The organism is Microbacterium sp. Soil_C_42 (assembly GCF_057656735.1).
Genome location: NZ_JBDGJU010000029.1, coordinates 35,953 through 48,480, shown reverse-complemented (window position 1 = coordinate 48,480; position 12,528 = coordinate 35,953). Strand labels below are relative to the sequence as shown.

Annotated in this window: 12 protein-coding genes; 10 read left to right on the top strand and 2 right to left on the bottom strand. The window is 65.8% G+C overall.

Annotation, left to right across the window (positions count from 1 at the left end):
- Window positions 1–91: 91 nt before the first annotated feature.
- Genes AC3A46_RS15210 through AC3A46_RS15185 form a run of 6 tightly spaced genes read left to right on the top strand, consistent with a single transcriptional unit; the run spans window position 92 to window position 6,230 of the window.
- The gene (locus tag AC3A46_RS15210; RefSeq protein ID WP_487665948.1) at window positions 92–1,702 is read left to right on the top strand and encodes a hypothetical protein; all 1,611 of its coding nucleotides are present in this window, start codon (window positions 92–94) and stop codon (window positions 1,700–1,702) included.
- A 2-nt stretch (window positions 1,703–1,704) separates the two neighbouring features.
- Window positions 1,705–3,021, top strand: a complete 1,317-nt coding sequence (locus AC3A46_RS15205; RefSeq protein WP_487665947.1) for a MinD/ParA family ATP-binding protein — start codon at window positions 1,705–1,707, stop codon at window positions 3,019–3,021.
- 14 nt (window positions 3,022–3,035) lie between these two features.
- Window positions 3,036–4,877: a type IV secretory system conjugative DNA transfer family protein gene (locus tag AC3A46_RS15200; RefSeq protein ID WP_487665946.1), complete on the top strand. Its 1,842-nt coding sequence runs from the start codon at window positions 3,036–3,038 to the stop codon at window positions 4,875–4,877.
- Entirely contained in the window at window positions 4,874–5,269 is a 396-nt protein-coding gene (locus tag AC3A46_RS15195; protein WP_487665945.1) for a hypothetical protein, read from the top strand. Before AC3A46_RS15200 ends, AC3A46_RS15195 begins: the two co-directional genes overlap by 4 nt.
- Entirely contained in the window at window positions 5,266–5,787 is a 522-nt protein-coding gene (locus AC3A46_RS15190; protein ID WP_487665944.1) for a hypothetical protein, read from the top strand. The genes AC3A46_RS15195 and AC3A46_RS15190 overlap by 4 nt, the downstream gene beginning before the upstream one ends.
- Window positions 5,784–6,230, top strand: a complete 447-nt coding sequence (locus AC3A46_RS15185) for a single-stranded DNA-binding protein (RefSeq protein ID WP_487665943.1) — start codon at window positions 5,784–5,786, stop codon at window positions 6,228–6,230. The genes AC3A46_RS15190 and AC3A46_RS15185 overlap by 4 nt, the downstream gene beginning before the upstream one ends.
- Window positions 6,231–6,623: 393 nt before the next feature.
- Here the strand turns inward: AC3A46_RS15185 and AC3A46_RS15180 are convergent, their stop codons facing one another.
- Window positions 6,624–7,148: a VOC family protein gene (locus AC3A46_RS15180; protein ID WP_487665942.1), complete on the bottom strand. Its 525-nt coding sequence runs from the start codon at window positions 7,146–7,148 to the stop codon at window positions 6,624–6,626.
- A 14-nt stretch (window positions 7,149–7,162) separates the two neighbouring features.
- On the opposite strand from AC3A46_RS15180, the gene AC3A46_RS15175 reads away from it, so the two are divergent.
- On the top strand, window positions 7,163–8,356 hold the full coding sequence (locus AC3A46_RS15175; RefSeq protein WP_487665941.1) for a Gfo/Idh/MocA family protein: 1,194 nt from the start codon (window positions 7,163–7,165) through the stop codon (window positions 8,354–8,356).
- A gap of 55 nt (window positions 8,357–8,411) precedes the next feature.
- On the opposite strand, the gene AC3A46_RS15170 is transcribed toward AC3A46_RS15175, so the two are convergent.
- Window positions 8,412–9,056, bottom strand: coding sequence for a TetR/AcrR family transcriptional regulator (locus tag AC3A46_RS15170; RefSeq protein WP_487665940.1), 645 nt, complete (start codon window positions 9,054–9,056; stop codon window positions 8,412–8,414).
- Between the two features lie 234 nt (window positions 9,057–9,290).
- On the opposite strand from AC3A46_RS15170, the gene AC3A46_RS15165 reads away from it, so the two are divergent.
- From AC3A46_RS15165 to AC3A46_RS15155, 3 genes are all read left to right on the top strand, one after another.
- The gene (locus AC3A46_RS15165; RefSeq protein ID WP_487665939.1) at window positions 9,291–10,595 is read left to right on the top strand and encodes an ABC transporter substrate-binding protein; all 1,305 of its coding nucleotides are present in this window, start codon (window positions 9,291–9,293) and stop codon (window positions 10,593–10,595) included.
- A 154-nt stretch (window positions 10,596–10,749) separates the two neighbouring features.
- Window positions 10,750–11,658: a carbohydrate ABC transporter permease gene (locus AC3A46_RS15160; RefSeq protein WP_487665938.1), complete on the top strand. Its 909-nt coding sequence runs from the start codon at window positions 10,750–10,752 to the stop codon at window positions 11,656–11,658.
- Window positions 11,651–12,493, top strand: a complete 843-nt coding sequence (locus AC3A46_RS15155) for a carbohydrate ABC transporter permease (RefSeq protein ID WP_487665937.1) — start codon at window positions 11,651–11,653, stop codon at window positions 12,491–12,493. Before AC3A46_RS15160 ends, AC3A46_RS15155 begins: the two co-directional genes overlap by 8 nt.
- The last annotated feature ends 35 nt before the right edge of the window (window positions 12,494–12,528 follow it).

Genomic DNA, 12,528 nt, shown 5'->3' with positions numbered 1-12,528 from the left:
CGCGGGCGGGCATGGAGGCGCAGATCCTGTACTGCCAGCAGGCCGAAGCGCTGATGGTGAACGCGATCCCGGTCGGGTTGGGGATGAAGTGATGACCCGCCACGCCGCCACCTTCACCCCCACCGGCCTCACCCGTAAGGAGCGCCGCGACCTGCAGAAACAGATCGCCGACGCGCAGCAGGAGGAGAAGCCGGCCGCCTCGTCGCGGCGGGATCGGAATCTGCCGGAGCCGGCGGTGCCGGGACCGTTCGGGCCGGGGATCACGCAGGGCGGGTACTGGAACGTCGCGAAGGCGTGGATCCCGACGCATCAGGCGACCTCGCAGCACATCGCCGGGATCTACCCGTTCGTCGCCGACTCCGGGCTCGGGCACCGCGGACCCATCCTCGGGGTCGACCTCAACGCCGACGCGTTGTGGCACTTCTCGCCGTGGGAGGCGTACGTCGACGCCACCGAACGCGGCACGTTCTCGACCAACATCCTGGTGCTCGGGGCGTACCGGGGCGGGAAGTCCGCGACCGTGAAGACGCTCGTCACCCGCTCCATCGCGTTCGGCCACCAAGTCGTCGTCCCCTCAGACCCGAAGGGCGAATGGGTGACCGTTGCGGAGGCGATCCCCGGTGGCCGGGTGATCCGTCTCGGTGGTGGCACCGGCACCCGCCTCAACCCGCTCGACCGGGGCCCGCGGCGCACCGGGGCGTCGGATGAACAGCACGAGCAGATGGTGAAGCAGCGCCGCATCGGCACCCTCATCGCCCTCATCGAAATGACCCTCGGCAACCGGCTCACCGCCGTCGAGCACGCCGCCATCCTCGACGCCCTCGACCGCTGCATCACCCGCACCGGCGATCGCCCCACCCTCCGCGGCGTCTATGAGGAGCTCGGGCATCTGGCCGGCGACACCACGGCGGCGTTCCGCGCCGCGGACGGTGCCATCCAGCCGCGGTTCGTGCTGCGCCGGTTCGTGGAAGGCGACCTGTCCGGTCTGTTTGAGGACGAATCGACGGTGGAGTTCGACCAGGACGCCCCCATCGTCGTTACCGACACCTCCGAGCTCTTCGCCCGCGGAGACTTGGCGGCGCAGCTGACGCAGGTGTGCTCGACCGCGTGGATCCAGGCGGTGATCTCGGATCGTGCGGCGCGGCGGACCCGGTATGTGGTGCGGGAGGAGGGGTGGCGGGACATGACGTCGCTGGCGTCGTTGCAGATGTTCCAGCAGTGGCTGAAGCTGTCGAGGCATTACGGGATCAGCAACATCGTCATCCTGCACAAGATGGGCGACCTCGACGCGGTTGGCGAAGAGGGATCGTTGGAACGCTCGCTGGCGTACTCGATCGTCGGGGACATTGAGAACAAGTTCATCTTCCGCGTGAACCACCAAGAACAGACTGCGCTGCGCACCCGGCTGAACCTGCCGGCCCCGCATGTGGAGATGGCGAGGCAGCTGCGGAAGGGCGAGTTCCTCGCGTACGTCGGCCAGTACTCCTACCTGGTGGACTGCTTCGCCACCTCCACGCCGTGGGAGTACGAGCTGTTCGCCACCGACGACGCCGTCAACCCCGCCGACCGCGACGACGCCACCGTCCGGGTCATCGACACCGGCGCGCTCGACGACTACTGGCCCCAGCCCGCAGACCCAGCCGACAGCACCGTGGACGGCTGGCTGACCGCGGAGAGCCGCGACCTGACCGAGGAGCTGTGATCATGACTACCGTCGCTCACCCCCGCACCTATGCGACCGTCACCGGTCCGACCGCGACCTTCATCGCCACCGACGGACACACCGAACCGGTCACCGCCACAGGGGACGAAGACATCCGCCACGCGGTGATCCGTCGCGCCAGTGACGAGGCTCGCCGCACCGGCACCCCGGTCGAGCTCGTGACCTCCGGCGACCGCGGGCAGCACCGCCTGCTCGTCGACCCCGCCGGCGACCTCACCCTCCTCCCCACGACAGCAGAAGTCGAGCCCGGCGACGACGAAGGGTTGGACCTGGGGCCGTATCAGGACATCGACGACACCATCGCGACGGAACGTGGAGAGGAGGTGAGGGAACAGGCTTCGCAGCCGGAAGCACTCCTCGCAGGTTCCGCGCCGGCTGCGGAGTCCCCCCGCCCCACCTTCCTCACCCCCACCACCGACACGCCACCCCACCCCACCGGGTGGCGTGGTGTGCTCGCCGGCCTCGGCATCACCGTCCGCCCCTCCGCCGCCGAGACGCGGCGGGCGGAGGAGCGGGTGCTGGTGGCGCGGCAGTGGGCGGGGTGCCGCACCCTCGCTGTCGTGAACGGCAAGGGCGGGGTCGGTAAGACCATGACCACCACGATGCTCGCCGCCGTCTACGCCCGGGAGGGTGGCGGGAATGTGTTGGCGTGGGATAACAACGACACCCGCGGCACTCTCGGCTGGCGCACCGAGCAAGGCCTGTACGACACCACGCTCCGCGACCTGCTCCCCGCAGCCCCCGGACTCCTCACGCCCGCGGCGGGGGTGTCGGACATCAGCCGGTTCGTACACCACCAGGCCGCGGACCGGTACGACGTGCTCCGCTCCAACCCGGAACTGCTCGCCACCGACCAGCGGATCGGCGCCACCGATTTCGACTTGTTGATGCAGGTCGCGGCCCGGTTCTACCGGATGGTGATCTTCGATTCCGGCAACGACGAATCCGCCGAACGCTGGTTGCGGATGATCGACTCCTCCTACCAACTCGTCCTGCCCACCCTCGCCAACCCAGAATCCGCCGAATCCGCCGCCCTCCTCCTCGACGCGCTCCGTGGCCGGGACGACCGCTCCGCCGCCCTCGCCGACCGTGCCGTCGTCCTCGTCACCCAATCCGAACCCACCGGCACCACCGCAGCCCGCCGCATCGCCGACGGGTTCACCGGGCACGTCCGCGCCGTCCACACCATCCCGTTCGACCCGGCCCTCAAAGCCGGACCACTCCGGTTCGACACCCTCCGACCCCGCACCCGCGATGCGTGGCTCAGTGCTGCCGCGTCCGCCGCCGAAGGCCTCTAAAGGCGGGGTGACCGGTGAATCAGAGCATCCTTGGCAAGGCGGCCGCGATCCTGATAGTGGCAGCGATGCTGCTCGCGCTCGCGTTCGGGTTCATCGCCGAAGCCACCACCTGGCTCACCTGTGGGACCCGGCCTGCCCCGGTGAACCTGTTCTCCGGTCTGGCGCTCGCCGTCACCGGCAACCCCGACAGCTACATCCCACCCGCCGGATGCACCCTGCCGGTCGCGATCATCCGCATCGCTGATGTGGTGGCGGTGTTGCTGATCGGCGGGCTGGCGGTGTGGGGGCTGGTGGCGGTGCGGCGGTACCGGGAGTCGGATCGGGCGTTCATCACCGACCTGCGCACCAGGCCGGGGTTCGCCACCGCCTCCGAGATCCGGGATCACCTCTCCGCCAAGGCCGTCCTCCGCCGCGCGCACCAGCTCCGTCCCGATATTCCGAAGCCGACCGCCACCGACGTCGGCTGGCGCGTCGGCAGGTCCCGGGGGCAGGACGTGTACGTGTCCATCGAGGACTCCGTCGCGCTCGAGGGTCCGCCCCGATCAGGGAAGGGGTACCGGGTGCTGATCTCGGCGATCCTGGACTGGTCCGGCCCGCTCATCACCACGTCGACCACGAACGACAACCTCACCGCGACGATGCGGATGCGGCAGACCCGCGGCCAGGTGCACGTGTTCGACCCGCAAGGACTCTCCGGCATCCGCCACCCCCTCCGCATCTCCCCCATCACCGGCTGCGAAGACCCCCTCGTCGCCATGCAACGCGGCACCGCGATCATCACCGGCACCGCCCTGGGCGCCTCGCGGACCAACGAGGAGTGGGCGCAAGCCTCCGGCGTCGTCCTCGGCCGGCTGCTGCACGCCGCCGCCGTCGGCGACAAGACGATCGCCGAACTGTACGACTGGGGCACCAGTCCGGCGCAGACCCGAGCCGCCGTCGACATCCTCAGAACCGACGGCACCCCCGGCTGGGGCGACAGCCTCGACGCCACCATCTCCGCCGACGAGAAACTGGTCTCCTCCATCTGGTTCGGAGTCCAAGGCGCCGTCGCCCCACTCGCTGTCCCGCAGATCCGCGACGCCCTCCTCCCCCGCCCCGGCGATGAGGTGTTCGACCCGCGCGAGTTCCTCGACAGCGCCAACACCCTGTACTTGATCGGGTCGTCGTCCGGGGCCTCGGCGATGGGCGGGTGGCTGGGCGCGGTGCTGGATGACATCGTCGAGGTCGCCCGCACCACCGCTCTCGCCTCCCCCGGCTCCCGGCTCCCGCACCCGCTCGGGCTCATCCTGGATGAGATCGCGAACATGTTCCGGTGGGGGAACCTGCCCCGCATCATGGCCGACGGTGGCGGCCGCGGGATCTGCACCTTCATCGTGCTGCAGGCGCTCTCCCAGGCGGAGACGTCTTGGTCCCGTGCGGAAGCGGACACCATCTGGGCCGCCGCGACCGCGAAGGTGCTTCTTGGTGGTGCCAGCCATGTCGGTCATCTCCGCGACATCGAGTCGCTGCTCGGCACTCGCGACACCCGCCGTGAGCAGCGGTCCTGGTCGACCCGGGAGACCGGGCATTCGACCAGTGAGCATCTTGAGCGCCGCGCGCTGATGTCGGTCGATGAGATCCGCCGGCTGCCGCCGAGCGTCGGGCTGCTGGCGTACCGGAACCGCCGCAGTGTGCTGCTCGACCTGGCCGGGTGGGACGAACGCCGCGACGCGCACATCGTCCAGTCCGGCAAGCGGGCGACCGAGCAGGAGCAGCGGGCCGTGTTCGACACGAATGCCCGGGTTCCGAACTCCCGGACCTCCGACGTTCCGGAGTTCGAGAGTGCGGAGCCGGTGGAGGGGGTGACAGAGGCATGAGCAACCGTCGCCGCCCGGCGCTGTTCAATCTGTATCGGAACGAGTTCCTGCGCTCGAAGGCGTGGTTCGCTCGCCGCGACCGCTGGTTCACACACCACGCCACCACCGGGCAGCCACTCACCTGTGCCGGCTGCGGGCGGGCGGCCACTCGCGGCCAGCTCGAGCTGCACCACCTCGACTACCGCGGGGTGAGACTTCTCGACGGCGCCTGGAGCGCCGGGGAGGCGGACGAGGACCTGGTGGCGATGCACCCGTACTGCCACGACTTATTGCACCGGCTCATCGACCGCGACGCCGTCCTCGCCCGCAACCGCACCCGCCGCACCGCCTCCCATCTCGCGCTCACCCGGCTGCGGCAGAAGCTGCAGCCCGACCACGGGGATGCGGCATGACCGATCTGCCCCCGCCGCCGGACTACGACGACGCTGTCGCGAACGACGTCTCCGGGTACGACCCGAACCAGCGGTACGGGCCCTCCGACCCGCTCGGCGCGCACATCATCGACTGGCGCACCCTCCCCGACCACAAGGCCGCCGACGCCTGGGACGCGCTGCGGGACTGGGTGGAATGGTTCACCGTGCGGTACCGGATCTCCGAATCCGTCGTCCCGGCCTGCTGGTACAAGCACGGCCAGCTCGTCGAAGAACTCTCCGCCCTGCACACCGCGCACACCGTCGCGTTCGACACCACCGACGCCGGCTTCGGCCCGATCGGCTGGCACGAACGCCTCAGCCTCGCCCTGCCCCGCATGGCGAAGGCGTACTCCGGCGGCTGCGCCCGCGGACACGACCCCCTCAAACCCCGCTCATGGGACGGGATCACCGATGAGCAGGAATGGGACGCGTGGACCAGAAAGGCCCACGCCCACCGAGACACCACCGGTGTCTCTGACAGGAAGGAAGAAGGATGACCACCAGGATCCCCGTCACCATCGAGGGCAACCTCACCAGTGACCCCGAACACGGCAACGCCGAATCGGGCAACGAGTACGCCCGGTTCACCGTCGCCATCAACGACCGCCGCCTGAACGAGACCACCAACCGGTGGGAAGACGTCGGCACCGTGTTCCACCGGGTCGTCGTGTTCAACCAGCAGGCCCGGCACGTCGCCGACTCGCTCCGCAAAGGCGACAGCGTGATCGTCGCCGGCGACCTCCGATTCGGCACCTACGTCGACAAGGAGACCGGACAGTCTCGAGAGACCCGCGACATCGTCGCAGACAACGTCGGTGCGTCTCTGAAGTTCGCCGACGTCAGCGTCGACCGTTCCCCAAAAGCTAACGGCCCCGCAGCAGACGCTTCGGGGCCGGTAGCGACACCGGCCTCGTACGCCGGCGCCGAACTGTCACGCTGACCTGAACCAACAGACAAGCGGGGCGAGAGTCAGTTGTGAACTGGCCCCTGAATGTCGGACTGGCCAATTGAGAGCCTAAGCGCGAGGGCCTGATCTTGGTACTGCACCGAGCTCAGGCCCTTGAGCTGGCTGGCTGCACTTCTACAATCAGCACAGGCTCCACACCGCAATCGGCGCACCACCTCTCAGCAGACTTAACAACCTGCCTGGACATCACACCTAGACGCGCTCATCGCCAACATCTCGACCGGATCACCGTAACCATCCCTCCCAGGGGAACGTGATCTGCGAGCCTATGAGCGGCTGTCTCGCGGCCAGACGGAGTGTCGTCGCCGCAGCGACTGATCCGATCAGTGCCCCTTTGCGAATTCGGCGCGGCGTGCGGAGTGGTCGTCAGAACCGGGACCAGTCGAAGGACGGCTTGATGTTCAGGTTCACGCCGAGCGTTGACTCCGTGTCGACAACGGTCCAGCCCTCGTCGCCGCGCATCCCCACCACTCGCAGGTCATGTCCCGACGAGGCCAGCTGCGCCACGACGGCGTCGTGAGCGAGCCCGACGTCGAATCCCAGGTGGTGCACGCCGTTGCCGTGTTCGTCGAGGAACTCGCGGAAAGTCGATGCGTTGTCGTCCGGCTCATGCAGTTCCAGAATGAACCCTCGCTCGACGCACTTGATCATCGCGAACTTGATCCCGTAGCACGCCTGCGCGCCGCGATAGCTCTCCGTGGCCTTCGGGGTCGCTTCGAAGTCGTAGATGGTCGGCCGTCTTATGCCGAGAACGTGAGACCACCCGTCGACAGCCTTCTCGATGTCATCGACGACCAGCGCGATCTGGAGAAACGAGTTCAGGGGGAGCGGCTCGCTCACATCAATATCCCTTTCGATAGAGGCCCGGATCCAACTTAGCCTACCGAGCACTCGGTCTGTATAGGATGGTTTTCCATCACTCTTCGTCGCACCCTTCAGGTGTCGACGAATCATCAGACGAAGGAGCAGAAGTCTTGGTTGGAATCGGCTTGGTCGGGGCGGGACTCATTGGGGATTGGCACGTGAGGGGTACTCGGGAGTCGGGGGTGGGGGAGGTGCGCTCGGTCTACAGCAGAAACTTCGAGCGCATATCCCGGTTCGCGGCCGATTGGAATATCGAGCACGCCGCTCGCACCTACGACGAGATGCTGGAGCGATCCGACATCGACGCAGTGATCGTGTCCACGCCGACCGATACGCACAAAGAGTTGACGTTGAAAGCGATCGCCGCCGGAAAGCACGTGCTGTGTGAGAAGCCTCTTTCGCTCACCGCGGAGGACTCGTTGGAGATGGTCGAGGCCGCTGAACGGGCCGGCGTGTTTCTCGCGTGCGCGTCCGCGCGTGGCCGATCCGAAGAACATCAGAAGGTCGCACATAGCATGATCGAGCACGGCGAGTTGGGAGACGTCTACCACGTGCGCAGCACGGACTGGCGGCTTCGAGGGCGGCCCGGACATCACATGTATCACGGAATGCAGTGGTGGATGGATCAGAAGCAGGGTGGAGGCGGTGTTCTCATCGACAACGGCGTGTACATGATCGATTCCGCGATGTGGATGCTCGGTTTCCCGAAGGTCGTGTCGGTTACGGCACAATTGCGCCAGGCGACGGAGGTTCCGCCGCCTGGAGGAATGTTCCAAGACGTCGAGGATCACGCGTTCGTGTTCATCCAGTGCGAGGACGACAAGTCGGCCTTCATCGATGTCGCGTGGGTCTCGAACATGTATCAGGCGAACGGGATCAGCATGGACATCCACGGAACGAAGGCCGGGCTGCGGTCCGGCGTCGAGCCGCTCGTGAAGATCACGAGCCGTGTTGCAACCGCCGAGGAGATCGAGATGGAGGGCAGCGAGTACACCGCTTCGCACCCGATCCAGGAAGTCGTCGTCACGAGTCGGCATCGCGAGCACACCCTGGACACTCAGAGCCACACGAGGGGGGTCACCACCGACTTCGTGCTGGCACTCGACGCGGGCAGACAGCCGATGACGTCGGGGCGCGAGGCGCTCGAGATCATGCGCATCGTGGACGCTGCGTACGAATCCGCCGCGCGCGGGACCAGCGTCGCGCTGGCCCCGGTCGGGCGGGTCACGGTCTGAGCCGTGCGAGACACGTCGGTCGTTATGGATGCTGCGACCGACGTGTCTGGTCCTCTCACCCGGCGGCGTCGGACTCCGAGTGGGATTGCCGGCCTCGTTCGAGAAAGACCTCGAGGATGTCCGCGAAGAGGTCGAAAATCCGAGCTCGGTCCACGGTCGGATCCAGGAGCCACTGAAACTGAAGGCCGTCCAAGGTGGCGATGATAATCGCCGCGATGGCGGTCGCTTCCTCGTCGGAGAGCGGTGTGCCCGGCGAGACGGAGCGCAGAACCGCGGCGTGGCTCGTGCGCGCCCGCGAATACCGCTCGAGGAAGTAGTCGTGTGCCGGATGGTTGGCTGAGACGCTCTCGCCCAGAAGTACGCTCATGACCCGCCTGTCCAAGGGATTCGCCTGGTCATGGTTGGTCAACTGCCGCAGCCCGTTGAGATAGTCGCTCGTCGACGTACGTGTCCCGATCACTCGTTCGCCCGCATCCTGTTCGGACAACAGCGCGACGAGGAGTGCCGCTTTAGAAGGGAAGTGGTGCAGCAGGCCCGGTTGACTCAGCCCCGCAGCCTTCGCCACCGAGGCCAATGAGGTGCCGCGGTAACCACCCTCTGCGAAGAGACGTTTGGCGGCTCGCAGGATATCTGCCCGGCTATCGCCACCTCGTTGCGTCGATGACCGCATCCCCTCCGCTGGCGCACTCGGCTTCTTCATCTGTCCTCAATCCGGTCTGAATACTTCCCGGCGCGTCCGCGGGAGCCTTCACCAAGCTACCGGGTGCTCGGTATCTGGTGTCAGGTTCGATCGTCGCGGTTCGTTGCAGACACGTTTCCGCGCGGAAAATTCGACCGGGTTGGGCGTTTGCAAAGTTCTATTCGATGGATAATGTTATCACCTACCGAGTACTCGGTCGTGTCATGGTTATCAGTTCGACAGCAAGGAGCAGTCATGAAGCGCATCACGCGGACAGCCGCGATCGCCACAGCCGCAGTACTCACCGCGGGGATTACCGGGTGCGGCTCAGGCGGCGGTGGAAACGCCGACGATGTCAGTCTGACGTGGTGGGCGACGCAGCAGACCGGGGCGCTCGCAGATTCGGAGATCGCCTGGAGCGAGGCGGCCGCGCGATATGAGGATGAGACCGGTGTTCACGTCGAAGTAGAGGTGATCCCGTGGGCCGACCTCTATAACCGGATTCTGACGGCGGTAACTTCGGGAAATGGCCCCGATCTGATCAACATCGGGACGACTTGGGTCGGCACGCTGGACGATGCCGGAGCGCTCGCGCCCCTGACTGATGCGCATCTCGAGGAGCTCGGGGGCAGTGAGAAGTTCATCCCGTCGGTGTGGGAAGCGGCAGGCATTCCCGGGAGAGAACACACGGCTGTGCCGCTGATCGGGAGCGTGCACTCGCTCTACTACAACACGGCACTCTTCGATGCCGCGGGTATCACGGAGCCACCCGCGACGTGGGACGACTTCGTCACGATTGGCAAGCAACTCACCGTCGACACCGATGGCGACGGTGTCATCGATCAGTGGGGCTTCACCCATCGAGGTGCGGCGGGAACGACGAACACCCAGCGCGCTTTCGCCCTCGGGCGTCAGGAGGACGGCGCCCTATTCGACGACGAGGGACACCCAACGCTGACCGACCCAGGGCAGGTGGCGGGCATCGAACGCTTCATCGGGTTCATGACGACGGATGGCATCATGGCGCCCAGCGACGCCGAACTCGACCAGGAAGCCGACACCATCGACAAGTTCGCCACAGGACAGGCCGCCATGATGATCTCGCAGAACCCCACGGAGTCGTTCGTGAGCCGCGGATTCGACGACTGGGCAATCGCTGCGATGCCGACCGTCGAGGGGAGGGAAGAGTTCCTCAGCCCGATCGGTGGGACGAACATCGCCGTGTTCGAGAACTCTGAATACCAGACCGAGGCGTTCCAGTTCATCTCGTTCCTCACCTCTCCGGAAGAACAGGCAATCCTTGCGGCAGCGTTCGTGGATCTACCCGTCGTCTCAAACGCTTTCGATCTCGAGCCTCTGGCGAGCAGTGACGACCGCACCTTGGACACGCGCCGCGACGTCATCACGAACGGCGGGCTGGCCTACCCGCTCGCGCCCATCATGGGTGATGTCGAGATCGCCCTCGGAAATGCCATGAGAGAGGCGTTCCAGGCCTATGCGACGGGTGGCGACCCCGATGTCCTCGGCCGGCTCGAAGCAGCACAGAACTCGTTGGACTGACATCGAATGAAGGGGAGGCGGGTATGGGCCCGCCTCCCCTTGACTTTTGGGAGCCTCCATGAATACATCAACGGCAACGTCTCCGCAGACCTCACAGGACACGCCTCGTCGTGTCTCGGCGCGCCGCGAGTCCTCCCTGCCACGACGCACGGGGATGAGTCGCTCGAACGCTCGTCTTGCCTACATTCTGATCTCGCCGACCATCTTCTTCGGTTCGCTCATCCTTCTCATCCCCCTTGTCGTCGGCGTCTCCATCTCGTTCCTCGGTCTCGATCGGCGGACAATCCGCGAGTGGTGGACGGCGCCCTTCGTCGGGCTTAGCAATTTCATGGAAGGACTCGACCCTTCCACCGAAATCGGGTCGCAGTACTTGGCGACCGTGGGACGAACCGCCATCTACGTCGTGGTCGTTCTCGGAATCTCGTGGGCGCTGGCTATGGCGGGCGCGGTCTTCCTGAACACGAGTTTTCGTGGTCGCGGCCTCTTGCGGACGGTCTTTCTAGCGCCTTACGCCATTCCGTCCTACGTCGGAACTCTGGCGTGGGCCTATATGCTCAACCAGAACGACGGGATCGTCAACCGCGTGCTCGTGGACGAGCTTCACCTGCTTCCCGATCGACCGTTCTGGCTGATCGGGGACAACGCGTTCCTGTCGCTGATCGTGGTCAGCATCTGGTCGCTGTGGCCGTTCGCCTTCCTGATGCTGCTGGCCGCGCTGCAGAACTTGCCGACCGACGTTTACGAGGCGGCCGCACTCGACGGTGCCTCGAATTGGATGCAGTTCTGGCAGATCACTCTTCCATTGCTCCGGCACGCCAACGGTGCTCTCCTGCTCATTCTCGGGCTCTGGCTGTTCAATCAGTTCGAGGTGCCGTACGTGCTGTTCGGCCCTTCGTCGCCCGACTCCGCGCTGCTGATCAGCCCGCTCATCTATCAGAATTCGTTTCAACGCTGGGAGTTCGGGATCGGCGGCGCGATGAGCACCATTCTTCTCGTCGTTCTTCTCTTCGTCTCGGTCTACTTCATCCGCCTCGTTCTTCCGAAGGAGCCGAAGAATGCGTGAAACTCGTGGGTTCAAGGTGGCGCGGGCCATTACCCTGACGCTGCTTTCCGCATTCGTGCTGGGACCGATCCTTGTCATCGTGCGGACAGCTGTCAGCCCGTTGTCGGGTGCGTGGGATGGCGACTCGCTGTGGATTCCGACCGCGATCACCATCCAGCCGTTCGTCGACATGTGGACGACGGTGCCGCTCGCTCAGTACTTCCTGAACTCGCTGATCGTCGCGAGCGCGGCGACATTCCTGTCCGTGCTGCTGTCCATCCTGGCGTCCTACGCGATCGCGCGGCTGTCGTTTCGAGGGAAACGGCCGTTCAGCATCGTGATCCTCTCCACGCAGATGTTTCCGGGAATCCTCTTTCTTCTCCCCCTCTTTCTGCTCTTCACTCAGATTCAGCAAGTGATCGGCCTGCAACTGAACGGAAACTATGTCGGTCTGATCATCACGTACATGACGTTCACTCTGCCGTTCTCGATCTGGATGCTCGCGGGCTTCTTCAGCTCGATACCGCAGGAGTTGGAGGAGGCGGCGATGGTCGACGGTACGAGTCGGGTCGGGGCGCTCTTCCGGGTCGTGATCCCTGTCGCGCGGCCGGGCATCATCGCAGTAGCGATCTTCTCGTTCATTACCGCGTGGGGAGAGCTGCTCTTCGCGTCCGTGCTCTCGAACAACGCCACCCGCACGCTGCCCGTAGGGCTGCAGGCCTATTCGAGCGAGTCGGACGTCCTCTGGAACCAACTGATGGCGGCGTCGCTGCTCGCCTCTCTCCCCATCCTGATAGCGTTCCTGCTCGTCCAGAGGTATCTCGTCGCAGGGCTGTCCGCGGGCGCGATCAAATAGCGTCCCGCGCGGTGCGTGATCGCGGGTGGTTGAGT

Excerpts from the sequence above, each read along its gene's own strand:
- AC3A46_RS15205 (WP_487665947.1), top strand. The coding sequence starts at position 1,705 with ATGACTACCGTCGCTCACCCCCGCACCTATGCGACCGTCACCGGTCCG.
- AC3A46_RS15190 (WP_487665944.1), top strand. The coding sequence starts at position 5,266 with ATGACCGATCTGCCCCCGCCGCCGGACTACGACGACGCTGTCGCGAAC.
- AC3A46_RS15185 (WP_487665943.1), top strand. The coding sequence starts at position 5,784 with ATGACCACCAGGATCCCCGTCACCATCGAGGGCAACCTCACCAGTGAC.
- AC3A46_RS15210 (WP_487665948.1), top strand. The coding sequence starts at position 92 with ATGACCCGCCACGCCGCCACCTTCACCCCCACCGGCCTCACCCGTAAG.
- AC3A46_RS15155 (WP_487665937.1), top strand. The coding sequence starts at position 11,651 with ATGCGTGAAACTCGTGGGTTCAAGGTGGCGCGGGCCATTACCCTGACG.
- AC3A46_RS15195 (WP_487665945.1), top strand. The coding sequence starts at position 4,874 with ATGAGCAACCGTCGCCGCCCGGCGCTGTTCAATCTGTATCGGAACGAG.
- AC3A46_RS15160 (WP_487665938.1), top strand. The coding sequence starts at position 10,750 with ATGAGTCGCTCGAACGCTCGTCTTGCCTACATTCTGATCTCGCCGACC.
- AC3A46_RS15165 (WP_487665939.1), top strand. The coding sequence starts at position 9,291 with ATGAAGCGCATCACGCGGACAGCCGCGATCGCCACAGCCGCAGTACTC.
- AC3A46_RS15175 (WP_487665941.1), top strand. The coding sequence starts at position 7,163 with ATGGTTTTCCATCACTCTTCGTCGCACCCTTCAGGTGTCGACGAATCA.
- AC3A46_RS15170 (WP_487665940.1), bottom strand. The coding sequence starts at position 9,056 with ATGAAGAAGCCGAGTGCGCCAGCGGAGGGGATGCGGTCATCGACGCAA.